Annotated in this window: 20 protein-coding genes and 1 pseudogene; 7 read left to right on the top strand and 14 right to left on the bottom strand. The window is 43.4% G+C overall.

The window, feature by feature from the left end; translation table 11 throughout:
- Positions 1–207 precede the first annotated feature (207 nt).
- Positions 208–2928 carry a methyl-accepting chemotaxis protein gene (locus CHL1_RS07130; protein ID WP_250935632.1) on the top strand — a complete coding sequence of 907 codons (2721 nt, stop codon included), beginning with the start codon at positions 208–210 and terminating at the stop codon, positions 2926–2928.
- Between the two features lie 118 nt (positions 2929–3046).
- On the opposite strand, the gene CHL1_RS07125 is transcribed toward CHL1_RS07130, so the two are convergent.
- A complete protein-coding gene (locus CHL1_RS07125) occupies positions 3047–4300 on the bottom strand; it encodes an HD domain-containing phosphohydrolase (RefSeq protein ID WP_250935630.1) in 1254 nt (417 codons plus the stop codon).
- A 183-nt stretch (positions 4301–4483) separates the two neighbouring features.
- Positions 4484–5425, bottom strand: a pseudogene (locus CHL1_RS18410) (HD domain-containing phosphohydrolase); the annotation flags it as partial.
- Between the two features lie 407 nt (positions 5426–5832).
- On the opposite strand from CHL1_RS18410, the gene ltaE reads away from it, so the two are divergent.
- The 5 genes from ltaE to CHL1_RS07095 all read left to right on the top strand — a co-directional run bounded on the left by ltaE (position 5833) and on the right by CHL1_RS07095 (position 12525).
- Entirely contained in the window at positions 5833–6864 is a 1032-nt protein-coding gene (gene ltaE, locus CHL1_RS07115) for a low-specificity L-threonine aldolase (RefSeq protein WP_250935626.1), read from the top strand.
- 96 nt (positions 6865–6960) lie between these two features.
- Complete coding sequence (locus CHL1_RS07110; protein ID WP_148637824.1) at positions 6961–8079, top strand: hypothetical protein; 1119 nt, start codon at positions 6961–6963, stop codon at positions 8077–8079.
- Positions 8080–8457: 378 nt separating this feature from the next.
- Positions 8458–8790: a hypothetical protein gene (locus CHL1_RS07105; protein ID WP_250935625.1), complete on the top strand. Its 333-nt coding sequence runs from the start codon at positions 8458–8460 to the stop codon at positions 8788–8790.
- A gap of 25 nt (positions 8791–8815) precedes the next feature.
- Complete coding sequence (locus CHL1_RS07100; protein ID WP_250935623.1) at positions 8816–11080, top strand: methyl-accepting chemotaxis protein; 2265 nt, start codon at positions 8816–8818, stop codon at positions 11078–11080.
- A 71-nt stretch (positions 11081–11151) separates the two neighbouring features.
- A complete protein-coding gene (locus CHL1_RS07095; protein WP_148637823.1) occupies positions 11152–12525 on the top strand; it encodes a diguanylate cyclase domain-containing protein in 1374 nt (457 codons plus the stop codon).
- Positions 12526–12648: 123 nt separating this feature from the next.
- Here CHL1_RS07095 and CHL1_RS07090 read toward each other — a convergent pair whose 3' ends face one another.
- From CHL1_RS07090 to pyrB, 9 genes are all read right to left on the bottom strand, one after another.
- The gene (locus CHL1_RS07090; protein WP_070372097.1) at positions 12649–13170 is read right to left on the bottom strand and encodes a type 1 glutamine amidotransferase domain-containing protein; all 522 of its coding nucleotides are present in this window, start codon (positions 13168–13170) and stop codon (positions 12649–12651) included.
- A 244-nt stretch (positions 13171–13414) separates the two neighbouring features.
- Positions 13415–13990, bottom strand: a complete 576-nt coding sequence (pyrE, locus tag CHL1_RS07085) for an orotate phosphoribosyltransferase (protein WP_148637822.1) — start codon at positions 13988–13990, stop codon at positions 13415–13417.
- A 26-nt stretch (positions 13991–14016) separates the two neighbouring features.
- Positions 14017–14922 (bottom strand): dihydroorotate dehydrogenase, encoded by a 906-nt coding sequence (locus CHL1_RS07080; protein ID WP_148637821.1) that lies wholly within the window; start codon positions 14920–14922, stop codon positions 14017–14019.
- The gene (locus CHL1_RS07075) at positions 14915–15616 is read right to left on the bottom strand and encodes a dihydroorotate dehydrogenase electron transfer subunit (protein ID WP_250935621.1); all 702 of its coding nucleotides are present in this window, start codon (positions 15614–15616) and stop codon (positions 14915–14917) included. Before CHL1_RS07075 ends, CHL1_RS07080 begins: the two co-directional genes overlap by 8 nt.
- A complete protein-coding gene (gene pyrF, locus CHL1_RS07070; protein WP_084633717.1) occupies positions 15607–16467 on the bottom strand; it encodes an orotidine-5'-phosphate decarboxylase in 861 nt (286 codons plus the stop codon). Before pyrF ends, CHL1_RS07075 begins: the two co-directional genes overlap by 10 nt.
- Positions 16442–17146 carry an amidohydrolase family protein gene (locus tag CHL1_RS07065; protein WP_250935619.1) on the bottom strand — a complete coding sequence of 235 codons (705 nt, stop codon included), beginning with the start codon at positions 17144–17146 and terminating at the stop codon, positions 16442–16444. The genes pyrF and CHL1_RS07065 overlap by 26 nt, the downstream gene beginning before the upstream one ends.
- Positions 17097–17615 carry an amidohydrolase family protein gene (locus tag CHL1_RS07060; protein WP_250935618.1) on the bottom strand — a complete coding sequence of 173 codons (519 nt, stop codon included), beginning with the start codon at positions 17613–17615 and terminating at the stop codon, positions 17097–17099. The genes CHL1_RS07065 and CHL1_RS07060 overlap by 50 nt, the downstream gene beginning before the upstream one ends.
- Before the next feature lie 13 nt (positions 17616–17628).
- On the bottom strand, positions 17629–18063 hold the full coding sequence (locus CHL1_RS07055) for an aspartate carbamoyltransferase regulatory subunit (protein ID WP_070372102.1): 435 nt from the start codon (positions 18061–18063) through the stop codon (positions 17629–17631).
- A complete protein-coding gene (gene pyrB, locus CHL1_RS07050; protein ID WP_070372103.1) occupies positions 18060–18986 on the bottom strand; it encodes an aspartate carbamoyltransferase in 927 nt (308 codons plus the stop codon). Before pyrB ends, CHL1_RS07055 begins: the two co-directional genes overlap by 4 nt.
- 385 nt (positions 18987–19371) lie before the next feature.
- On the opposite strand from pyrB, the gene CHL1_RS07045 reads away from it, so the two are divergent.
- On the top strand, positions 19372–20262 hold the full coding sequence (locus CHL1_RS07045; RefSeq protein WP_250935616.1) for a fumarylacetoacetate hydrolase family protein: 891 nt from the start codon (positions 19372–19374) through the stop codon (positions 20260–20262).
- A 118-nt stretch (positions 20263–20380) separates the two neighbouring features.
- On the opposite strand, the gene CHL1_RS07040 is transcribed toward CHL1_RS07045, so the two are convergent.
- Genes CHL1_RS07040 through rsmA form a run of 3 tightly spaced genes read right to left on the bottom strand, consistent with a single transcriptional unit; the run spans position 20381 to position 23137 of the window.
- Entirely contained in the window at positions 20381–21181 is an 801-nt protein-coding gene (locus CHL1_RS07040) for a hypothetical protein (RefSeq protein ID WP_070372105.1), read from the bottom strand.
- Positions 21178–22224 (bottom strand): ABC transporter ATP-binding protein, encoded by a 1047-nt coding sequence (locus CHL1_RS07035; RefSeq protein WP_070372106.1) that lies wholly within the window; start codon positions 22222–22224, stop codon positions 21178–21180. Before CHL1_RS07035 ends, CHL1_RS07040 begins: the two co-directional genes overlap by 4 nt.
- 19 nt (positions 22225–22243) lie before the next feature.
- On the bottom strand, positions 22244–23137 hold the full coding sequence (rsmA, locus tag CHL1_RS07030) for a 16S rRNA (adenine(1518)-N(6)/adenine(1519)-N(6))-dimethyltransferase RsmA (RefSeq protein WP_070372107.1): 894 nt from the start codon (positions 23135–23137) through the stop codon (positions 22244–22246).
- Positions 23138–23939 lie beyond the last annotated feature (802 nt).

The raw sequence follows: 23939 nt of genomic DNA, 5'->3' as shown, positions 1-23939 counted from the left end.
TTATATTAATTTGAATGACTATCTATTCATTCAGTCAGGTGGTGTTTCAGAAAATAAATCCCGCATCAATCCGTCCAATCACCAGAATAGCAATTATTTATTCCGCAGCGATAAGCTAATCTCATAAGACTTTTTTTGCATCAATACTGGTGAGTAAGGACACCGTCCGCAATTTGCCCCCTCAGATTAAACTAACGGAGGTCTAACTTGAATTGGTTTAAAAATTTAAAAATTAAAACGAAACTGCTGACATCGTTTATTCTTATTGCTCTGCTTGTTGGCGTTGTTGGTTTCATTGGTATCATAAATACCTGGTCGCTACAAGAGTCTGATCAGGAGTTATATGAAAACATGACAGTGCCCATCTCCCAAGTTGGTCAAATGTCAACCACCTTTCAGAAGATGCGTGTAAACCTGCGGGACATGATTCTAGCCAACGATCCTGCCCTGATTCAGTCGATTGAAAAGAGCATTGCTGAAGACCAACAAAAAATCGATACCTTGGCTGACGATTACCAGAAAACGATTCAAACCGATGAAATGCAAGAAGCCTTTGACAGCTTTGAAGCTGCTCGGACAGAATACAACAAACATCTTGACGCGGTGAAGACCCAAGCTGCCCTAAACCAGGACACTGAAGCGTTTAACTTAATGAGTCCAGATGGTGCTGCCGGGAAAGCCACGGCCGCCCTGCAAACGGCAATCGATAATCTCTCTGACTTAAAACTTGCCGATGGTTTGACCAAATCTGAAGAAAATTTTGCCCAGGCGGCTGGTGTCACCACCACAATGACCATTATCATGATTATTAGTATGATTATCGCTGTCGCTTTGGGATTAGTACTGACCTCCCTGATCTGTGGGCCACTCCGCAAGGCTAACCATATGATCCAGGAAATGAGTAAAGGTCACCTGAGCAACCGTCTTAATATTGATACCACCGACGAGGTCGGCGAAATGGCGACAACCATGGACAAAATGGCTGATTCTCTCCAGTTTCTGGTTATTGGCACAATCAACCGCATTTCTGAAGGGGATGTTTCCATGAATGTGGAAATCACCGATCCCCAGGATGAAATCGGGCCCGCGCTGAAAAAAACCATCGAAACCATCCGAGCCCTGATTACCGAGGCAAATGCACTGTCTCAGGCAGCCGTCGAAGGACGTCTGGACACCCGGGGCCATGCTGATGCATTCAGCGGTGGTTTTCGGGAAATCGTTGCCGGTGTAAACAGTACTCTGGATGCCGTTGTCGGTCCCCTTAACGTCGCTGCCGAATACATTGAGCGAATTGGCAAGGGTGAAATTCCACCGAAGATTACTGATGAATATTATGGCGACTTCCGCGAAATTAAAAATAATCTTAATGCCTGCCTGGATGGATTAGGTGCCTTATCGGTGGCTGACCACACTTTGAAATTGATGAATAAAAACGATTTAACTCAAGCTATTGACGGCGATTTTGACGGTATTTTCGGTGAAATTGCCCGATCCATCAATGGGGTTCATGCCCAGCTTGGTCGGATTGTCAGTATTTCCACCAATATCCGTAACGGTGATCTAAATGATCTGGACTTTCTTCGCAGCATTGGCAAACGCAGTGAGAACGACCGTCTGGTACCAGCACTGCTGGGCATGACCGAAACGATTTTGATGCTGGTTGAAGAAACCAGAAACATGGCTCAGATCGCCATTTCCGGAGATCTCAACAACCGTGGCGATGTAACAAAGTTCCAAGGTGAATATGCCACCGTCATTGAAGGATTCAACCAGACCCTGGATGCGATCATTGATCCGATTCAAGCTGCTTCGGCCACGCTCAATGAACTGGCTGAGGGAAATCTCAAAATTACCATGGACGGTGATTTCAAAGGTCAACATGGAAAAATCAAACATGATATGAACCAGACCATTGAATTTTTAAGAGCCTACGTGGAAGAAATCACTCACACTCTGGAAGAAATGAGTCGGGGAAATTTTGACCTGGAGATTACCAACCTCTACTGTGGCGATTTCCTGGCAATCAAAAAAGCCCTAAATCAAATTGCTGCCAGCTTAAGCACTACCCTTTACGACATCAATGTCGCTGCCAGTCAGGTGGATATCGGTGCTCAACAAATTTCTGATAGTGGTCAAGCATTATCACATGGAACTACTGAACAGGCCAGCTCGATTCAGGAGTTGACAGCATCCATTGAAGAAGTCGCTGCCGAAACAAAGCGCAACGCCCAAAATGCCAATGAAGCGAATGAACTGGCCATCAATGTTCGTTCTAATGCTGAAGTTGGCAATTCTCAAATGGTTAAGATGGTCGCTGCGATGAGCGAAATCAACGACTCCTCACACAATATTTCTAAAATCATTAAAGTCATTGATGACATTGCCTTTCAGACTAATATTCTGGCTCTTAATGCCGCTGTGGAAGCAGCCCGGGCTGGTCAGCACGGCAAAGGTTTTGCCGTCGTTGCTGAAGAAGTCCGTACTCTGGCTGCCCGCAGTGCTGAAGCTGCCAAGGAAACCACCGGGCTGATTGAAGGCTCCATCGATAAGGTAGAAGTCGGCACTAAAATCGCTGATGAAACCGCTCTGGGGCTTGCCGAAATTCTTAAGCAAATTGAAAAAGTTACCGATCTGGTCGGTCGAATTGCCCGGGCCTCCAATGACCAGGCTTCAGAAATTGCCCAGATCAATCAAGGCATTGAAGCCGTTTCCCAAGTAGTTCAAACGAATTCAGCAACAGCCGAACAAAGCGCTGCTGCCAGTGAAGAACTTTCCGGACAAGCCGAGATGCTTAAACAAATGGTTGATGCCTTTAAACTCAAGAACACAAAAAATCAGCCTGCCAGACCTGTTACCGATTATTCAGAGTCATTGGTACTTCCTCAATCAGAAATAATCCTTGATAATCTGGATTTTGACAAATATTAAGCGTTCTAAAAAATCCAGGCTGAACAGAAATATTCAGCCTGGATTTTTATTGTACTATTTTTTTATTAATTTCTTTACACTTCCATTTTTTCACAAAAACCTAAAACCTGAATAGCTTTTATGATGTCAATAGTTTAGCAAAATCATTGTACCGTATTCTTGCCTTTTTCTGGGCCCTGATCCGGACTTTGTTTACATCTTGATAATTCGAAATTAGAATTTCTACAATGTGTGGATCAATTTTATGATCCGTCACCATTTGCTTTAAAATCTCGATCACTTTTTCTTTTTCCATTCCCTTACGATAGGGTCTATTCTCAGATACTGCGGTAAAAATATCTGCCACCGCCATGATCTTGGCTCCCAGCGAAAGCTCTGACGCTGTCTTTTTAAAGGGATAGCCGGTTCCATCCAGCCGTTCATGATGCATCGAGGCAAATTCATTTATTTCTTCAAAACCGGCAATCTGAAACAACAACACATAAGTATGATAGGTATGCTCTTTCATGACAGCAAATTCGGCTTGGGTAAGTCCCGCCGGTTTCTCCAGGATTTCCGTGGAAACTGTCAGTTTGCCAATATCATGGATGTAGCCAGCGGCCTGAATTTTCTTACAGGTCAGCTCATCACATTTTAAATGCTGTGCCAACCGTTTGGCTACTGCTGAAACTCCTTCGCTGTGAACTGCAGTAAAGTTGCTCCGAAAATCAATGACCCGGGCAAACAGTTTGGTAATTCCGATTAATTCGTCGATATCCAGTCTCTGGTCCTGGAATTTTATTTTTTTATAATATCGCCGACCATTGGAAATAGACTCCAGATCATACCAGAAAAACTCTTTTTCTTTTAAGCGTTCAAAAGCTTTGATGAACTCAGGGTTAAATTTTCGTCCCGAGGCACTTACTATTTTTTCAAAAATTCGGTCTTTTTGATTGATCATCTTATCGTCCCGAGAGATGAGGGTAGCAATCCGGTCAGCCAAGTGGATGAGATGACTTTCGGACATGACCGTTTCCCCCAAAAATCTGAGACCTTCCCCATCGTTCCAATCCACATGATGAAATTTGATGATTCTGGCTATATTTTTGAATTCTCGGTAATCTTTCAGAAGCAGCCAACCAATTCGGGCATGCTGATGGGGATTAATGGCTTCAAACTTCAGCACATTGATTCGTTCCTGCATACTTAAACCACCAATATCATGCAGCACAGCGGCGACACAGACTTCATTTAGTTTCTTTTCATCAAAGTTCAACTCTTCCCCTAGGTTGTTGGTAATATAGGCGACAAGACGTTGATGATGATTCAGTTCCGGGCTTACCATATCCGAAGCTCTTGATAGTTGGAGAGTTAACTCTAATAAAGAGACCATCTTTTCTTTTCCTTTCCACATAAGACATGAGTTACTCATAATTATTTTGTTATGATACCATACTTTTGTTAGCATTGTAACACAATCTCATCGCACTTTTTGACTTTAGGGGTTTTTTTTATAATTTGGGACTGAAATGAAAAAGACCATCACAAAATTTGACTTTGCTGATGATCGATTTTTTTATAATGTGTTTGCCACCCGATTCACAAAAAGTGATACAATCTGGGGATCAAATTGGGTTCCAGCATAATTCTGAAGCTCCTGCAGCGCTTCGCTTTTGGTTTTTGCTTTTTTATAGGTTCGTTCAGATAATATCGTATCATAAGACGCTCCAACCGCCATAATTCTTGATAAAATCGGAATCTCTTCACCTACCAGGCCTTTTGGATACCCTTTTCCATCCCACCGTTCATGATGACACAAAATTGCGGTAGCAATTCCAACCATTTCAGGGGCTGAATTGATAATATGATAGCCTGTTTCTGGATGCTTTTTTATTACATTCCATTCCTCCGGGGTTAATTCTCCCTTTTTTTCAAGAATTTCTTTATCGATTGTTACTTTGCCGATGTCATGAAGCATTCCTGTCCACCTGAGCTGTTCTAATTCTATTTCTTTCATATTCATTTCTTTAGCAATACGCATACAATAATAACAAACCCGCTCCGCATGAATTTTTTCAACTGCGCTTTTTTCATATAAAGTATACATAATTGACTGAATTGTATTTTGTCGAACTTCAGATTTCATTTTTAGTTTATTTTTATACATCATGCTTTCTGCTTTTTTAAACAATTCAGTAAATGGTTCTGTCTTTGAATGCTTAGTTGCCCATCCAAATGATATCGATAGAATCCCTTGGTCAACTTTACAAGACACCACTGCATCGATCATATTGCTCATCCGTTTTTTAACGGTTTCTTCATCGGTATTTGGGCGGAGCATAACAAATTCATCACCGCCCCATCGCACGACCACATCGGTGGAACGACAACAATGAGTCAGAACCTGACTGGCTGCTATCAATAATGAATCACCGGCCAGATGTCCGAATGCATCATTTGTCATCTTTAATCCGTTTACATCTCCCATAATAATAGAAAGTGGATATTGAGACCCATCCTCAAATCTTTCCCGGGCTTCTTCATATTGTCTAGGTCAACAACGATAATACCATCTCTCACGCTTTTTAGAAATTGATGGTAATTTGAATCTTCTCCAAAACTATTCCCCCATACTTTCACATATGGGCAAATTATAACATGACCTCGATTTATTTCAACTATTTTTTATCGTAATTAACCATTATCTTACTGTATATTTATACAATTAAGACAGTGCTCTAATTTAAATCTCATTTATTGACAAATTTTTATATTTTTACAATCTCATCAGTCGTTCTGTAATAAGCCTTGCATAAATACATTTAGATCTTTTCCCGATCAAAAACTTATTTGTCGATCAGATCTTTTCGCGCTATAATAATGAAAACTGAAATAATTATTAAAACAATCAAAGGAGTTTTAATTATGTTGATCGACTTAAGAAGTGATACTGTAACCCAACCAACCCAAACCATGCGAACCGCTATGGCCAATGCAACCGTGGGTGATGATGTCTACGGGGATGACCCAACTGTCAACCAGTTAGAAAAGCTAGCTGCTGAACTTTTAGGCAAGGAAGCGGCTCTGTTTGTACCCTCCGGTACTTTTGGCAATCAACTGGCGATCATGACCCACACGACAAGAGGAAATGAAGTCCTGGTCGGTGATGATTGCCATATCCTGATGCATGAGGTCGGCGCAGCCGCGGTCCTTTCGGGCGTTCAAATCAGAACCTTTCCGGTTCTCGATGACGGCGTCGATGTGGAAAAACTGGCGCTGATGCTCCGGGGTGAAGACATTCATTTCCCGGATACCGGACTGATCTGTATGGAAAACGCCCAGTCATCGGGAAAAACTGTTCCCTTGGCCAATATGGAAGCGGTTTATACCCTGGCCCAATCCCAAAACATCCCAGTGCACATTGATGGCGCCCGAATATTTAATGCCGCTCTTGCATTAGGGGTTGATGTCAAAGAAATTGCCGCCCAAGGGGATTCAGTAAACGTCTGTCTGTCCAAAGGCCTCTGTGCACCGGTGGGGTCGTTACTACTGGGAACCGAAATATTTATAAAAAAAGCCCGTAAAAACAGAAAACTGATGGGCGGTGGCCTCCGACAGGCCGGAATCCTGGCCGCGGCCGGGATTATCAGTCTGACGGAAATGATCTCCCGGCTGGAAGAAGACCACCGGAATGCCCGCTATCTGGCCACCCGGCTGGAAGAGATCGATTCCTGCTCGGTTCTTAGAAACCGTTTGGATATCAACATGGTCTTTTTTACCCTTCCAGAATCTGTGATAACTGAATCTGCGCTTATTGAAGGTCTGCTAAAAAAGAATATTAAAATTAGTGGAACAGAAAATGGTGAGTACCGTTTTGTAACCAATTATGGTGTCAACTCTGATGACATCGACTGGGTCATTGAAAGTATGAAGACCCTTGTTTCCCATTATTCCTGATTTTTACCCCTGATTTTCACGGACTCATGCATCAAAATCCTTTTATAGTTGGGCTTGACGTGGTATACTAAACTCACTAAAAATGGAGGATTCTTTATGACAACCACATTCTACGGTAACCAAGGTGTTGTGAACAGCATCATACTCGATATGGAAACCGATTTTGAAAAACAATTGAGATTTTTAAACACTATTAAATTTACTGATGACTTCAAGCCAGAGTGGCTGCCGGATATTGTCAAAATTACTTTTATTATCGAACCGTCACTGGGACAGTTTGGCAGGCCCAATCTGATCATTATAGCCGAAGAAAAAAGCCTCCAGCGGCATGTTATTTTTGTTGAATCAAAAATTTCGGCCTATGATGATGCATCAGAAAAATTAAATATAAAACTATTTCCCAATAAATACAAAGACATTGGCGACAAGCTGAATATCCGACTGGCTCTAATGTATCGTTTGGCCAAAGCTTATCATTATCAAAAAGATGGCGGATTTATTGAAGATGTGGATGAAGCATACAAGCTCTACCACGATGTCCCCAAGGTACTTAAAAAACCCGTCATGATCAAACTCTGTATTGATAAATTCGGATACAATCCGGATTTTTTATTTGTTGCTCTGACTAATGATCCGGTTGATATCCAGCCCTTTAAAAATGCCAACTTTTTACCCCCCATCGGCGTCAGCGGTTGGCGGGCCGAAAAACAATCCTTTGGTTTAATTTCGTTTGCCATGCTTGAAGAGCAGAACCTGGTTGATCCCCAAAAAGGATATTATGCCCTGTCGAAAGACAATGTCTTACATCTGCCTGCAGAAACCGGCTCCAGCAATAATGACCCGACCATTCGAACCATTGTTTTGGATCAGTGGCACCCGGATTTGAAATTGAATCTGGAGGAGTTTTTAGTATCCTTGGGAGATCGGCTCACCACCAGCAAGGTTATCACCTTTAATGGTTCTTACAGCATCAAAGCCGAAGATGGACGAACCCTGGTAAAACTTTTTGCTGACAAAGAGAAAATGTATATTACTCTGCGAAACGATAATATTCCCATCGCTTTCAAAGATAAACCCCGGATAAAAATAGGGGTTGGACTCAATGCCAAGTCCTTTGTATTAATTTATTCAGGTACTGATGACCTTACCGGAGATCATTATAATCAATTAGCCATGGATCTCATTGAAATCATCGTAGATTTTGTGGAACAATAAAGCACCTGATAGCGTTCCACCATTATACAAGTCTGTTTACGCCATTAAAAGCAATTGTTTGCAACTTCCTCCTGATCGGACGTTCGCAACGATTGCTTTTTTCTATTGATTGGACTATATTTGACAGAATAATTATTTTGACTTAAAAGAAACCTGCCTGTATAATTAAGCTAATCCAGGCAACCAGAATTAAGTGTCTAGTTTTTCAAATCCAAACGCCCATAATTAAAGGAGCATCATGAGAATGAATAATCAAAGGACGCAAACCAAAAAAACCGATTCGATACGTTTTAAACTACTGATTATGCCCCTTTTCTGCGTTTTTTGGGCATTTTTGCCATTGGTCTAATTTCTTCGTATTTGATCCGAAACAGCCTCTTGGATCAATTAAAAGATCATGGCTATACAACTTCTCAACGATTTGTAACACAACTGGAAAACAACGCCAATGCCATTGAAGCCCTGACTGAAGCTACTGCTGGGGCAACATCCCAAGAAAGTAAAGAAATTAAAGATGAATTCAGCTATCAAGCCCAGATTGATAAAATGGCCAATGATGAAAACATAGTCTATATCGCCATCATTGACAAAAATGTCATCGACATCGCTGACAGTATTGCCGAAGACATCGGTAACGATTATTCTGACGACGAAACAATGAAGGCTGCCAGCTCAGGAAGGCATTGCCTCCGCCTCAGAATACTACTATGAATTAAAGGATGTAACCGTTTATGATGTGCTCTATCCGCTGACAATTAATGGCGAACTGGTTGGCGCAATTGACATTGGCTACTCTATGGAAAATGTTTATGCTGCGGTTACCAACAATATCCTGTTGATTGCCGGTGTTGGCTTACTGATTTTCGTAATTCTGGCATTGATCCTCTATCGAATTTCACTATCAATTACCAAGCCCATCACAAACGTCAATCAGATGATTCAGGAAATGAACCAGGGTTATCTGGGTACCCGGTTGAATATGAAAGAAAGCAATGAGATTGGTGAAATGGCTGTTGCCCTTGATAACTTCGCTGACAACCTCCAATTTGTTTTGATCAAAACCCTGAACCAAATAGCGGCTGGTGATCTTTCTGCCGAAATTCAATCTCAGGGGGATCGGGATGAAATCACACCGGCTCTCAAACAGACCATTGAGAACATTCGTCACCTGATTGCCGAGGCTAATTTTCTCTCGGCAGCGGCCATCGAGGGGCGTCTGGAAACCCGGGGAAATGCCGAGAACTTTCAGGGTGGATTTAAAGAAATCGTACAAGGTGTCAATGAAACGCTGAATGCCGTTATCCTACCCCTCAATGTGGCTGCCGATTATATCCAACGCATTGGCCATGGTGAAATTCCCCCGCAGATTACTGATACCTATCACGGTGATTTCAATACCATCAAGAACAATATCAATTCCTGTATCGATGGTCTCGGGGCGCTGGAAGATGGTAATCGGGTTCTGGCCCGCATGAGTGTCAATGACTTCTCACAAACTATTGATGAAAGCTGTTGCGGTATATTTAGCGAAATTTCTCACTCCATCAACCGCATCAATAACAAAATGATTCACATCATGGATATCGTCAATCGGATCGCAAACGGTGATATGAGTGATCTGGCTGACCTGAAATCCACCGGCAAACGCAGTGATAACGATCAGTTAATTCCCAGTCTGATTGGAATGATTGAGAATATTGTATTACTCGTTGACGAAACTCAGTCGATGACGCAAATTGCCGTTGAAGGAGATCTTGATCATCGGGGTGACGCTTCTAAATTCCCTGGCGAATACGCCCGGGTCATTGAAGGTTTCAATAATACGCTTGATGCGGTAATCGACCCGATTCGTGCTGCTTCAACAACCTTAAACCAATTAGCCCAGGGAAATCTAAAGGTTACCATGGCTGGCGATTTCAAAGGACAACACGGAAAAATCAAAGATGACATGAACCGTACCATTGACTTCCTCAAACAATATGTTGATGAAATCACTGCCACCCTGGAAAAAATTGGCCAGGGTGATCTGACTCAGGAAATCACGAATCACTATCTCGGTGATTTTATTGCTATTAAATACGCTATCAACGATATTACCAGCCATCTCAGCACCGTGATGCGGGAAATTATCGAAGCTGCCGATCAGGTGGATTCTGGTTCCCGACATATCTCTGACGGCGGTCAGCAGTTATCCCATGGTACCACTGAACAGGCCAGTTCCATTGAGGAGCTCAGTTCTTCCATCGAAGAAGTGGCGGCTGAAACAAAACAGAATGCCGTTAATGCCAATGAAGCCAATGACCGGGCCATTGAGGTGCGAAGTAATGCCCAGATCGGCAATGAACAGATACAAAAAATGGTCACCTCCATGTCCGACATCAATGCCTCATCCCACAATATTTCAAAAGTCATCAAGGTTATTGATGACATCGCCTTCCAGACGAATATACTGGCTTTAAATGCCGCGGTTGAAGCTGCCCGGGCTGGTCAGCACGGTAAAGGTTTTGCCGTCGTCGCCGAGGAAGTTCGCACCCTGGTAGCCCGAAGCGCCGAAGCCGCCAAAGAAACGACCTTCCTGATTGAAGGCTCCATAAGCAAAGTGGAAGCTGGAACAAAAATTGCGGATGAGACCGCTGAGGGATTAAAGGAAATTCTCAATCAAATTGAAAAGGTCTCCGATCTGGTTGCCAATATTGCCCGGGCCTCCAATGACCAGGCCTCAGAAATCGCCCAGATTACCATGGGACTTGATCAGGTTTCGCAGGTCGTTCAGGCAAATTCTGCCACCGCCGAAGAAAGCGCAGCCGCCAGTCAGGAACTGTCCAGCCAGGCCGAAATGCTTAAAGAAATGATGGAAGCTTTTAAACTGAAGCAGCTTTCTACCACTCCCATTAACACTGATTCCCGCCTTGGCTCAAGCTACCCCGCTTTTGAAAAGACGGAATTTGAAAGCATGGAACCGATAATTGATCTTGATGATCGAGAAACAGATAATTATTAATTTTTTTATCCACCTTTGAGTAATGCATGTTATAATTAAACAAATTTACTTATCGATTGGAATCATTACCCATGGAAGAATTTTTCGCCACCAATACCTCGCAACAAATTCTCAACCGCATTTTTTCCCTGAATCTTGGCCTTTTATGCATCCTCCACACGGATGGACGTATTGAAAAAGTCAATTATACCTGGGAAAAAACCTTTGGTTACAGTGCGGCAGAATTACTCGATACCAACATTATTGATTATGCGCATCCCGATGACCGGGACGCTACCACCTTTGTTTTTTCAGAATTGTTACACACTAACCATCGACTCACCTTTTCGAATCGTTTCCGATCCAAAGACGGCAACTACCGATACGTCGACTGGGAATTTAATTGCCATGATAACTACGCCTATGTGGCGGGAACCGACATCACCCACACAAAACTCTCTGCAGCTGGCCTGAAAGAACTTCGTGGACAGCTCAATAAGCACCAGCTTCAAAACGATCTGGAAGACCTTTGTCCGATTCGTCAGAAAATCCTAGTGGTTGATGACTCACCCCTTAACACCAAAATAATGGAAAGTGCACTGATTGAAGATTACGATGTGCTGATATCTCACAGTGGTAAAGAAGCCCTGTCTATTTGTAATTCCAATGATCCCCCAGATCTTATCCTGTTGGATATTATTATGCCTGAAATTGATGGCTATGAAATCTGCCGACGACTTAGCAGGGGTACAAAAACTAAAGATATACCGGTGATCTTTCTTACCTCTCTCACAGCTGCCAGAGATATCGAGTTCGGCTTAACTCTGGGTGCCATCGATTATATTACTAAACCCTTCAGCATCCCGATTATTAAAGCCAAGATCAAAAACCATCTGGCTGTAAAATACTATCAGGACACCCTAAAAATCAATACGGATGTTGATCAATTGACCCAGATCGCCAACCGCCGACGTTTCGATGATACCATGACCCTGGAAATTAAAAAAGCCAAGCGAACGGGCACCATTTTATCTGTGCTTTTGCTTGACATTGATCATTTTAAGTTTTATAACGATACCTATGGTCATTTGGAAGGGGATGCTTGTCTTAGAAAGGTGGCTAGCGCTCTATCGGTTACACTTAAGCGTCCTAAAGATCTGGCTGCCCGCTGGGGTGGCGAAGAATTCGCCTGTTTGCTCCCCAACACCAATACTCACGGAGCTCAAAACGTTGCCGAATCGCTGCGCAACGCAATTCTGAATTTGAACATTCCTCATGAGTCCTCTCCTGTTAATGATATGGTTACTATATCAGTCGGGGTTGTTTCTTCTAATCCAATGGATGAGAACTCCTTTGACAGCCTGTTGCACCGTGCTGATGAAGCCCTTTATCAGGCCAAAGAAACCGGGAGAAACCGGATAGCAGTCTGGCATGAGGATATTGAAGCCATGGGGCCTTATCTTTAATCAATGACCGCAGTTTATGTTCACTGCGGTCATTTTTTTACAAAAAATACCGACATCTGTCCGCTGTAGCCTATCTTACTAAGTGATGGACAAATGTCGGTTATTCTTATTTTACAGGTCTGATCAATCCTGAGCTTTCAGAACTTTAATATAATCAATCATATATTCTGGCAGATCCGGGGGCCGACGACTGGAAACAATATGGCCGTCGATAATCGAAGGTGTATCATGCCAGATGGCCCCGGCGTTGGTCATGTCATCTTTGATACCAGGGGTACTGGTGACGTTTTTGCCTTTGAGGATGCCAGCAGAAATCAGGACCCAACCGGCATGGCAGATTTGGCCAATGACCCGTTTTCGTTTGTCGAGGTTGCGGATCATCTCCAGCACCACCGGGAAACGACGGATCGCATCGGGCGCCCAACCGCCGGGAACCAGAATCCCGTCATAATCGTCAGGATTGATGTCAGTATAGGCCAGGTCGGAGACACAGGGTACACCGTATTTACCGATGTACTTTTTGTTAGCAATCTCCCCTACAACATGAACGGTAACCCCTTCTTCCCGCAGGCGCAGCACGGGGTACCATAATTCAAGATCCTCAAAATCATTACTGATTAACGCGATAATCTTTTTGTTTTTCATCTTGTTTTCCTCCTGTTTTTAATTGTAAACTAACTATACGGTACCTCAGTTTTTCATCTAAGTTCCGTACCGACCAATTGTTAATCTGTTGTATGCTGCAAGCTCGGACAGGCTACGCCGTGTCCGCCTTGATGCACACAACATGATGTAACAATTGTCGGTACTACGTCTGTTTATTTCACACTTACTTCGAATAAAGATATCGGTACCTAAATTAATATATTTCAAAGCATTTTTTCAAATGCTAGGCATTCCCTCTGGAACCGGGTTTAACCAGGGCGACTTGACCGGCTTTGCAGACGGGACAGTCGTCGGGGTCCCAGGCGGTGATTTCCAGTTTGATGGATGAATAGATGGGCATGTTGATTTCAACCCCGGCTGCCCGGCGGTCAGCGATACAGGCCACGCCGAGGACGACAGCGCCCAGCTCTTCGAGCACTTTTTTTGTTTCAATGGTGGATTTTCCGGTAGTGACGACATCTTCGGTGATAATGACCCGTTCGCCGGGTTTGATTTCAAAGCCGCGGCGCAGTTCCATCAGGCCGTCTTTACGTTCGGTAAAAATAGATTCTTTGCCCAATTGTCGGCCGATTTCGTAGGAAACGATGACGCCGCCCATGGCCGGGCCGACCACCTTGTCAATTTTCAGCGTTTTTAACTGTTCAACTACCGGTGCCAGAACCTTGGCGGCAGCATCAGGAAAACGCAGCACTTTGGCGCATTGAACATACTGATCGCTGTGTTTACCGGATGATAGTAAAAAATGTCCTTCCAAAAAAGCATCGGTTTCTTTTAATACTTCTAATACTTCCTGACTCATATTATTCCTCATTTCTATATTTTAAATTAAATAATTCCCCTGACTTCGCAGATATTGGTCAGTCCTTCGTTAATGCAATAGGCTTCCAAGCCAGCGATGATCTCAAGCGGCGCCAGCGGGTTATTGAAGTTGATGGTACCGATTTGAATACAGGTAGCCCCAGCCATAATAAATTCCAGGGCATCTTTCCAGTCACTGATGCCACCCATGGCCATCACCGGTATTTTTACCGCCTGACATACCTGATGGGTCATCCGCAGAGCAATCGGTTTTACCGCCGGACCGGAAAGGCCAGCATAGAGGTTGTCAAAAACAACCGCTTTTTTTCTGTAATCAATGGCCATTCCTTGAAGCGTATTGATCAGTGAAATGCCCTGGGCCCCTGCATCCTCGCAGGCCCGGGCAATATCGGCGACTGCTTCACCATTGGGCGACAATTTGACCATAATCGGATGACGGGAGATTTCCACCACTTTTCTGGTGATCTCCCCGGCGGTTTCAGCTTTGATCCCATAGGCCATGCCCCCCGCTTTAACATTGGGACAGGAAATGTTGAGCTCAATCAGCTGGGCATCAATGGCGTTGAGTTTTTCAATGGCGGTGAGATATGATTCTTCATCTTTGCCACCGACGTTAACAATCGTTACCGTATCAATTGCTTTTAGATGGGGCCATTCATTTTCGATAAAGGCATCGATTCCCGGATTTTCCAGACCGATGCTGTTCATCAACCCAGCCGGTGTTTCCCAGAGTCGCATCCCAGTATTTCCCGATTTTGGTTCTAAGGTCAGCCCCTTGGAGCAGAGGCCGCCCAGTTTAGCCAGATCATAAAAGGCTTCATACTCCCGGCCAAAACCAAAGGTTCCGGAAGCCGGAATCACCGGGTTTTTAAAGCGGATGTCATTAAATTTTGTTTCCAGATAATTAGACATTAAAGACCTCCTCCCGAAGAAACACCGGGCCATCTTTACAGACTTTTTTATTACCGGAACGGGTTTCGCAGGTACAACCCAGACAAGCACCAATCCCGCAGGCCATATGGGCTTCCAGCGAAACGTAGACGGTATTTTCAGTCGGTACGGCACTAGCCACCGCGGCCATCATAATTTCCGGCCCGCAGGTTACCACCGTTTCGCTGGGTATAACCGAAAGTTTGTCAGTGATAATGCCCCCGACATCAAGCACCACTTCATCGGCTAGGGCGGCAAAAGCCTCAACACCGTAGGCGATATCCCGAAAACCCAAATAGACCCGACACTTACCGGTGGGGTTCTGGTCACGATAGTGTCGCAGCAAATAATAAAGCGGCGCTGTTCCGATACCGCCGCCAACCACGCAGAGGTCACCGGTGATTTCCGGAAAACCATTGCCGTAGGGACCCTGGATGGTCACCTCATCATCAACCTGCAGTCGCGCTAAAATTTCGGTCCCTTTTCCCACCACCTGGTATAAAAAGGTGAGTTGACCGGCTTCGTAATTGTGAACACTGATCGGTCGGGACAGTAGCGGGTCTTTGTCCCAGGCACGCAGCATAAAGAATTGACCTGGCTTAACGTCGCCGGTAAACGCCACAGTCATTTTAAAAATCCCTGCTGACACAAGAGAATTACTTAGGATTACAGCCATTTAAGAATATCCTCCTGCATTGCCAGAGTGGCCTTTCGGATATGCTCAGCAAAGCCCTCATCTTCACAGCCAGCCTTTTGATGACCGGTGATCAGTCCCCGGGATGAGTTAACCACCGCACACCGGGATTTTTTGAGAATATTTGCGATATCTTCGCCAGTTCCGCCCTGGGCACCGTAACCTGGCACTAAAAAGAAGGTATGGGGGCAACGGGCCCGAATCGCTTCGAATTCATCCGGACGGGTCAGTCCGACTACCGATCCGATAGCCGAAAAGCCATTTTCACCCCGGAAAGCACTGCCCCAGCCTTCGATTTTATCGCCCATAATTTCGTAAATGGTGTCAGCCCCAACCTCCAGATTCTGGAGATCCACCGCTGACGGGTTGGATGTGCGTTGCAGGATAAAAATACCCTTGTTGTTTTCTTTAATATATTGATAGTAAGGTGATACCGCATCTTCACCCATATAAGCGTTAACGGTCATGATATCGACTTCGAAATCACCTGTGAAATGACCCTTGGCATACTGGTCGCCAGTGGACGAAATGTCGCCCCGCTTGACATCACCAATCACGACAATGCCTTTACTCCGGGCATATTTAACCGTTTCGCTATAGGCTTTCATGCCGTCCAGTCCCAGTGACTCATAGCAGGCAATTTGCACCTTGTAGGCAGCTGCCAGATCCTCGGTGGCATCGATAATTTTTTTATTGAATTCGGTTATTTTCTCACCATCAGACCAGTCCTTATCAAGCAGGTATTTTGGTAAAAATTTCAAGGTTGTATCCAGACCTACGCAAATCGGTCCTTTTTTTACAGCTTCATTATAGAGCCGGTCCATTATTATCATATTTAATTTCTCCCTTCACCATGGTCATCATTACTTTTCCTTTTAGGGTCTCGCCGCCAAAGGGATTGTTTTTACTTTTTGAAACGAATTCTTTGGGATTGATTTTCCCTTCCCAGTTTGGATCCACCAGAACCAGATCCGCCGGATATCGTTCTTTGATGAGTCCCGCCTTTATGCCCAGGCGTTTAGCCGGAGCGTCGCTAAGCATCTCGCTGAGCTTTTCCAGGCTGATGCCGTTCTGTTCAAAAACCGTATAATACATGGCAAAAGCCATTTCGAAGTTATTGATTCCCGGAGCCCCTTTTTGTTTGTCAGCTTCAGAATGGGGGGCATGATCGGTGCCACACATATCAATGATGCCAGCTTTAATCCCTTCGATTAAGGCGCGGCGGTCGGGATAAGTCCGGAACGGCGGATTGACCTTGTAGTCCATCGCCGAGGCAAAGATGTGATGGGGAGTTACTTCGCAGGTGATATCAAGGCCCTTTGCTTTAGCTTCCACAATCAGATCCAGAGTATCTTTTTTGCTGATATGGCAGATATGCAGATGACCGCCGATTTCTTCCAGTAGGTCTACATCGCGCTGCACCAGTTCAGTTTCTGGCTGGCAATGGGTTAAAAGAATAAAATCATGTGCGGTTGAAGCCTTTAGCCCTGCTACCATAATGTCTGGATTCACAATTGAAACCCCGTCGTTGGAAAAGACATTGGTCAGCGGTACCCAAGGATTGAACCTCGACTAGATTCGAATCATTAAACTCTTTAGTCAGTGCCGCGACCTGGATCAGGTTACAGAGCTTTAGCGCCTCGGCTTTATCCAGATTCGCTTTGACAAGCGCCGCCTCGTCCATCAACGGATTAGTATTGGCCATCGCCACCAAAGTCGTAAAGCCGCCTTTAAGTGCCGCCTGCATCCCAGTTTCCATGGTTTCTTTATATTCAAAGCCCGGATCCCGCAAATGACAGTGCATATCAATAAATCCTGGCATCAACAAATAACCCTGACCATCGATTTCCTGATCATATTCAGACTTGACATTCCCTTTTTCTTTATAGACTTTTTTTATTTTTCCGTCTTCAATTAATACCTTGCCAAACCGGCTTCCCTCGGCATCTACCATTTCAACGTTCTTGATTAAGGTTTTCATCGTTCCTCCTTTGTTATTCTTCGTCAATAAAAGTGGTGTAGGCGTCGCAGTACTCACAGCGGTATTGTTTTTTCTCTTCATTGACCAAAAAGAATTTAATATCCTTCACATCCTCATATTGGGTAATACAACGGGGATTTTTGCAGGTCATAATGCCATTAACAACTGTTGGTAGGGTCAAGCTTATTTTTTTGTACAACTCACCATTCTTGACAAAGTTAATGGTCACATTGGGATCAATCAGACCCAGAACGGTCATATCAATCTGCAAATCGGTTTCAATTTTAATTAAATCTTTCTGTTTCATTTTTTTACTGGGAATGTTCTTAAGTAACACCACCACATCGTCAATATCATTGAGATGGAGTTCCTTGTAAATTTCAAAACCATGTCCCGCTTCAATGTGGTCGATGATGATACCCTTTTTCAATTTCGATACGTTGATCATTTTTTATCCTCCACTCCCAGAAGTTTGGCAATCAGAGCCATCCGAACATACATCCCATATTTAGCCTGGGCAAAATAAACTGCCCGGGGATCCTCGTCCACCTCGGTGGCGATTTCATTAACCCGCGGCAAAGGATGCATGACAATCATATCCGGTTTGGCGCCCTTCATTTTCTTTTTATCCAGAATATAATAGTTTTTCAATCGCAGATACTCTTCCTCACTGACAAACCGCTCCCGTTGAACCCGGGACATATAAAGAATATCCAATTCACCAATGACCTCATCCAGACTGGTCGTTTCCTTATAGGTTTGCGGATCCAGTTGATTAAGAATATGGGCTGGCATTTTTAGCTCAGTGGGCGATATAAATACAAACCGGATGCCCTGATAACGGCTCAGAGTTTTAACCAGCGAATGGATGGTTCGACCAAAAAGTAAATCGCCGCATACGCCCACCACATGGTTATCACAGCCACCCTTGAACTTCCTGATCGTCAGCAAATCGGTCAGAGTCTGGGTGGGGTGCTCATGACCGCCGTCCCCGGCATTGATAATCGGCATTTCGTTGGCAAATTTGGAAACCAGCCGGGCGGTTCCCTCTCGGGGATGCCGGATCACAGCGATATCCGAATAGCACTCGATGGTCCGGATCGTATCACCCAGGCTTTCCCCCTTGGACACCGAGGAGTTATTGGGATCATCAAACCCGATGATTTCTCCCCCTAAACGAAGCATGGCAGCTTCAAAACTGAACCGTGTCCGTGTGGAAGGCTCATAAAAAAGGCTGGCCAATAATTTTCCCTTGCAAACCAAAGAATAACCCTCGGGGTCTGCAATAATATTATCAGCCAGCTGCATAATCGATTCAATTTCATTTAGTTGAAAGTCTCCAGGCTCGATTAAATGTCTTCCTTTTAACATAATGTTCCTCCTATCATAAACACAATTATGGGCAAAAAACAAGCCGCTTTATAAAATAGCGGCATACTTTCTAACAGGCATCTTCCCTCATTAAATGTATCGTTCCTTTTGCACCTTTATGCCTCGCTTACTAAAGCTCGCATACTTAATTATGATAATCATAATTTAATTAGACCTAATTGTCAATGGACTTTGATTAAAAGAAACCGTTATCTTAAGATAATATTTGAGCTTAAAGATCGACAGGATCATGCTGAATGATTTGACTGGAATTTCGAAGCAGATAATGGTATGATGTTAACATAAATAATTGCAAAAATGACACCAGTATTAAGATCAGTTTTGTAATTTTCAATACTTATATTATTTAAAGGGAGGGATTTTTATGTATTTCGTAACTTATCAATATAACGCATTTAGCGAAGGTGGCATTTTGACCGCCGATGAAACCAGGGTTTTACCAATTACAACCATCGGTAAACTAATGGGTCTCAAATTTCCCGAACGTCTGATCGATTTTATTCCTCTGGCAACCGATGAATTGCTGGCCGACATCAAACAAGTCATGGCTGAACATCAGAACCTGGGTATCAATCTGGATCTGGTCAAGCTGTTGGCGCCGATTCCCAAACCCCCAAGAAATATTTTCTGTCTGGGGAAAAACTATGCGGATCACGCCAAGGAAATCAAGAATATCCCCACCATGGGCGACGTCCCAGAAAATCCGATCTATTTTTCCAAACTGCCCACCTCAGTTACTGGACCAGATACGGTAATTCTTTCCCATGCCAAGGCCACCAAGCAGATCGACTATGAAGTGGAGCTGGCCATTGTGATTGGCAAAGAAGGTGCCGATATTCCCAAAGAAGACGCTGAAGATTATATTTTTGGCTACACCATTGCCAACGATATAACCGCCCGGGATCTCCAAAAAAGCATTCTCAATGGTACAAGGGTAAATCTCTTGACACTTTTTGTCCCTGGTCCTCGGATTCTGCACAAAAACGATTTAAGAATTCCCTTTGATCTGGATATCACCTGTCGAGTCAACGGTGAAGTTCGGCAACACTCTAAAACTGGTCGGATGATTTTTGACATTCCATCCATTATCAGTGATCTATCTCAGGGGATGACCCTATTACCAGGCGATATTATTCTCACCGGAACCCCTGCCGGGGTAGGCTTTGCCCTGGATCCGCCACAATTCCTAAAACACGGGGATCAGATTGAAGCGGAAATTGAAAAAATCGGAGTCCTACGAAATACCATCGAATAATCAAAAAGCCAGAATTATCTTGGGATCTAACCCAAGACCATTCTGGCTTTTTTAACGTTAAAATATTACGATTTAGTCCAATAACGCAAAATCCGATGTGCATCACGATGATGAGCGTTTAAACTGGCAACCGTTTCAGACTGAATACCCCAACCGCCGCCGCAAACAATAATCCAATAAAGACTGCAAAACCACCACTGATTAAACTGATACTGCTCTGCCCTGTGACAATGGCCAAACCATCAAAGGCATTATACAGCGAAAACTTTCCTAAAAAAGCAGTTCGTTCAGATAACTTGCTGAGGGTATTCAAGATAAAGAAGCCGACTGGAATCAGGGCTCCAAAAAATAGTGCTGGCTTGGTACTGTTGAACAAACAGGAAAAGAAAAAGCAAAACATCCCGATGGTCATTGTCATCAGGCAAGCCCCTAAATTCAGTTTTAAAAACACTTTAACATCCAGCATTCCCGGAAAAAAATGTTCACTCATGCCGTACCCAACCAAAAAGAGAATCGTAAACAAAACCCCAATCGACGCCAGCAGATAAATTCCCTGGGTTACAATGATTTTTATACGACTATTGGGGGTGCACAGCAGGCTGGTAAATGAGCCTTCATAGACCCACTTGGCCACCAGACGATTGGCCAGAATGATGCAATATACCATCGGAAACAGATAAATCAGAAAACCGTAAAACAAGCTGGCAATAAATCCGGTCAGTCCGCTGTCAATGGTGCCAAAGCCCAGGGCATTAACCAGTTTGGTCGGCAGGATCGACATCATATCGACCATTGCGCCAATCCCATTAGGATCATAGATATAGATAATAACCGCTAAATAAATAGACATCAACGCTGCAAAAACCAGCAACAGCAAGGTATTATTTTTAATATTCTTCAAAAACAATGGAATACTCATGCTTTTTTCACCTCTCTTACTGTTTCTTCCGGATCCGGCAGGGTTCTATTCTTCTCCGTTTTTTTAGGCATTAATTTCGGCTTTCTTTCGCTTCTTTTTATTTTACCTTCGTTTTCCTGGGTGTTGTTTTCTTCATTTTTAAATTCCGTCTGTTTTATTTCTTTTTTATAATGCTGTTGGAAAATTTCTTCCAACGATTGATTTTTCGAATTAAACACTAATACTTTTTCATGGGATAAAACTTTCATCAGCACATCAATCCGATCACCCGGTGAGAAGATCTCATAATCGCTCTGCGAAAACTGCTGATAGCCGAAACCATATTTTTTTATCTGTTCCAGATTCGGGGGAGCCGCAAATTTAACCAGATAGGCCTTGGTTTCTTCGGCTCGAAGACTGACAATATCCATATTTTCCACGAGACGGCCTTCTCTTAGCACCCCGACACGATCACAGGTTCTTTCCACTTCCTCAAACTTATGCGTTGATAACAGTACCGTTTTACCCCGCCGTTTCTCCTCCAAAATAAGATCGAGAAACCGGGACTGCATCAGGGGATCCAATCCACTGGTGGGTTCGTCCAATACCAGCGTTTGGGGATCATGCATCAAAGCTGTGACAATGGTCAGTCTTTTTTTCATGCCACTTGACATATTTTCGATTTTTCCCCGGGTTTCAACCTCAAAGCGTTCAATCAGCATATCTCTGAGTCTGGTATTCTTCTGACCAAAAATCCCCCGCATTTGAGTAACGAAGTTCAAATACTCTTTGACCCGCATGTTTTCAAAAAGAGCGACATCTTCGGGCACATATCCGGTATTTTTTTGAATCGCAGATGCTCTGGAAAAGCAATTTAATCCATCGATGGTGGCGCTACCACGTCCAGCCCTGATCAGTCCCATCAGCATCCGAATGGTGGTCGTTTTCCCGGCATCGTTTGGTCCAACGTATCCGAAAACCTGGCCTTTTTCAACGCTAAAATTTAAGTTGAAAATACCTTTCGTGCTTGAATATTTAAGGGTTACGTCCTTTAATTCAATCATTTTTTTCTCCTTAAAAACCTTATTCGTTCATTGCTTCGGATTCAACTGATTGGCTGATCCGGCTGTTCAATTCATTGGCGATTCGGCCAAAATCTGATCCGGTGAGGGTTTCTCCGCGGATTCCCGGTGCAATATTACACACCTCCAGAACCTCCATTAAAACCGCTTTATCAAATGGGGTGTTCATGGTCAGCCCATTGATCAGCGTTTTTCGTCGATTTAGAAAACTGGCTTTCACAACTGACAAAAACAATTCCTTGTTTTCCAGTGCTATTTTGGGCACCGTCAGTTTTTTTAGGGTGACTACAATCGAGTCAACCTTAGGCTTGGGAATAAATACATGCGCTGGCACTTCGAAATCAATCGAAATATCCGCATAAAATTGTGCCACGATACTCAGTGATCCGTAAGCTTTGGTCCCTGGAACGCCACATAGACGCTCGCCCACCTCTTTTTGAATTAAGAAAGTCATGCTTTCAATCGGCAGATCCGATTCCAGAAACCCCATAATGATGGGGGTAGTAATATAATAGGGTAAGTTTGCCACAATCTTAAGCGGCATTGTGACAAGTTGATCTCCCAGAATCTCCCGGACGTTGGTTTTTAAGATGTCACCCTGGACAATCTCAACATTGTCACAGTCATTCAGGGTTTCATGAAGAACCGGTATCAGTTTTTTATCGATTTCTACTGAAATAACCTTGCCAGCATGATCACTGAGAGCCTGCGTCATGGTGCCAATCCCCGGTCCGATTTCCAGCACCAAGTCCCTTTCGCTCACGTCTCCGGCTTTAACAATTTTTTGAACAATATTCTCATCAATTAAAAAATTCTGTCCAAATCGTTTATTGAAGTGAAGATCATACTTTTTTAACAGTGCTTCGATGACCCGTGGTGATGTTAATTTTTCCATTCATATCCTTCCATTTTGCAACTATTTAGGCTTATATGTGAATCTTTAATGTTCCATCTATAACTTAACTATTATACACTTTATTTAATCCCGCGGGAAGACCTTATCTCGGTTTCGAATTAAAACTCTCCCTCCCTGTTATTTTGAATCTTTTATCAGAGCTGACCAGAATTTTCTAAATAGGCAGATACGTGATATGCTGTTTCTATTGAATTAAGCTGCTGAATTCGCATTATCAAGAAATTTTTATTGAATCAAAAGGCGCTATGTAAATTTCATATTCACATCTACTTACTTTTGGGCTTCTAAACGTAGTCAACCCATTTGTTTTACTTTATTGCCGGAGATGCTTCTTCACCCCATTTTAGGCTATCTAAGCGGCAACTTTTCTGAAAACTATCGTTTTTTATTTCTGTTGGCCCGGAAAAAAATGGCATTTGCATAAAAAAGAAAACGCAATCACGACTCATTCTCAGACCTTAATTTTACTTTTTAGGAAGCTATTTCATTTTAACTTAAATTAAAATTAATCGTATTTGCAGTTAATTTCAATGTCAATTTACTTCGAACTGCTCATTGTCATGAAAATCCCTGTATTTAAAGCCATTTATTCTCGTCTTACTTTTATTTATCTGAGCTGACTCCAAAGATTTCTTAAATGGTTTTTATCAGACCCTTGCTAAATATCAAACCATCATGTATTATACGCTTTGCCAATTTGTAAATAATTTGCAACTATCAATGATGCATTTCAGTCACACACAACACCGTGACACCATCATGTTTTGACATTGGAGGTCAA

The organism is Acetobacterium wieringae, assembly GCF_023700225.1.
GTDB lineage: Bacteria > Bacillota > Clostridia > Eubacteriales > Eubacteriaceae > Acetobacterium > Acetobacterium wieringae.
Note: the sequence above shows the minus strand (reverse complement) of the source record. Positions and strands in the feature narration are given on the sequence as shown.